The organism is Dermacoccus sp. CCH2-D9 (assembly GCF_001556795.1).
GTDB lineage: Bacteria > Actinomycetota > Actinomycetes > Actinomycetales > Dermatophilaceae > Dermacoccus > Dermacoccus nishinomiyaensis.
In genome coordinates this window covers 1-1758 of record NZ_LSJT01000038.1, presented here as the reverse complement: position 1 = coordinate 1758, position 1758 = coordinate 1, and the positions used below count along the sequence as shown (strand labels likewise).

The window sequence follows — 1758 nt, the reverse complement described above, 5'->3', positions numbered from 1 at the left end:
CGACGACGACCCGCTCGCAGGAGCCGAGGCGGTGGACGATGGGGGCGTGGACGCCGCCGACACTGAGGCCGACGTCGACGCTGATGACGAGGCGTCACCGCTCGTCGACGATCCGCTCGAGCACCCGACGAGGGTGGTGAGGGCGCAGAGTGAGACTGCAGCCGTGATGGTGTGTCGCATGGCTTCCTCCGACGACGGGTGCGCCGGCCGGGACGAGCTGGGGCGTTCGTGCTCGGCTGGGGCGTCGTGACGTGCTGGGCTCACAGTAGAGCCGCCGCGACGTCAGGGGAGGGCGTTTTCGGTTGCGAATCGGTCTCGGTTGCCCGCGAGGTGAGGGAGCGGGCCAACCTGGGCGGGTCTTGGATCCGGGCGATGGCCGCTCGCCTGCCGAGTGGGGCCCGTCAACTCGAGCCCACCCGAGCACCGCACCCGACATGCGACGAGGGCGGCCCCGCGTCTGCGAGTGCCGCCCTCGTCCTCGGTGCGCCTGGGGAGACTTGAACTCCCACGTCTAAGACACCAGAACCTAAATCTGGCGCGTCTGCCAATTCCGCCACAGGCGCAGCGCCGACGATCCTACGTCACGTCGTCCGAGCCCATGCCGACGCCGACGCTTGCACAGGATGGCAGGTAACTCACGAGGAGGCGAGTCGTGACGGGCTTACACGTGAGTTGTCCGCCATCCTGCGTGGGGCAGAACCGCGGCGGGGCCGCGCCCACCCTGCGTCAGGGCGCGCTCAGGCTTCGAACTTCAGGGCCTTCTTCAGTGACGCGACGTGTCCGGTGGCCTTGACGTTGTAGCGCGCGAGCTCGATGACGCCGTTCTCGTCGATGACGAACGTCGAACGGATGACGCCGACGACGGGCTTTCCGTACAGCTTCTTCTCGCCGTAGGCGCCGTACGCCTCGAGTGTCGTCTTCGACTCGTCCGACAGCAGCGGGTACGTCAGCTGCTCCTTCTCGACGAACGTCGCGAGCCTGGCGGGCGCGTCGGGGCTGATGCCGATGACCTCGTAGCCCGCGGCCTGCAGCGGTGCGAGCGAGTCGCGGAAGTCGCAGGCCTCCGTGGTGCATCCTGGCGTCATCGCGGCGGGGTAGAAGAAGATGATGAGTTTGCGGCCGGCGTAGTCGCCAAGGCAGATCTGGGTGCCGGCGTCACTCGTCAGCGTGAAGTCGGGGGCGCGTGTACCAGCTTCGAGGCGTGCCATGGGTGAAGTCCTCCTGAGCGAATCCGTCTGGTGCGTTAACCTTTGAGTCAAGATCCTAGTTTTCCGCATGTGGCAAGGAGACCCACCATGGCACCCAAGACGGCCAAGCAGATCGAAGCTGAGCTCGCCGCGTCGCGTTCGCGCCTCGCCGGCACGATCGACGAGCTCGCGTTCCGCGCGCAGCCGAAGGAGATCGCCAAGCGTCAGACCGAGAGCGCTCGCCTCGCGCTGACCGACGCGACCCGCACTGCTGACGGCGACCTGCGCTCCGACCGTGTCGCGATGGGTCTCGGCGGCCTCGGTGGGCTGCTCGTGCTCGTCGGCCTCGCGAAGCGCCTTCGATCCTGACACTGGGCGCCCCACGGCGCCCCCCGACGTGGCCCGTTCGTCCCGCGACGAGCGGGCCACGCGTGTTTCTCCGAGCCGTCGCGACGGGGGAGGCGCAGGCGCTGACACGAATTTGGCCTCGCACCTGCCGTTCATGTAGTGTTTCTCCTCGTTGCGCCAATAGCTCAATTGGCAGAGCAGCTGACTCTTAATCAGCGGGTTC

Annotated in this window: 3 protein-coding genes and 1 tRNA gene; 2 read left to right on the top strand and 2 right to left on the bottom strand. The window is 67.5% G+C overall.

Features of this window, described 5'->3' with window-relative positions; translation table 11 throughout:
• A partial coding sequence (locus tag AX669_RS13795; RefSeq protein WP_231729380.1) for a hypothetical protein occupies positions 1-250 on the top strand: 250 nt, incomplete at its 5' end.
• A gap of 232 nt (positions 251-482) precedes the next feature.
• Here the strand turns inward: AX669_RS13795 and AX669_RS02750 are convergent.
• Together AX669_RS02750 and bcp are read right to left on the bottom strand one after the other, a co-directional pair.
• Positions 483-563 (bottom strand) — tRNA-Leu (locus tag AX669_RS02750).
• Between the two features lie 174 nt (positions 564-737).
• Positions 738-1208 (bottom strand): thioredoxin-dependent thiol peroxidase, encoded by a 471-nt coding sequence (gene bcp / locus AX669_RS02745; protein WP_062256415.1) that lies wholly within the window; start codon positions 1206-1208, stop codon positions 738-740.
• 87 nt (positions 1209-1295) lie between these two features.
• Between bcp and AX669_RS02740 the strand changes: the two genes are divergently transcribed.
• Positions 1296-1556 carry a DUF3618 domain-containing protein gene (locus AX669_RS02740; protein WP_006946019.1) on the top strand — a complete coding sequence of 87 codons (261 nt, stop codon included), beginning with the start codon at positions 1296-1298 and terminating at the stop codon, positions 1554-1556.
• Positions 1557-1758 lie beyond the last annotated feature (202 nt).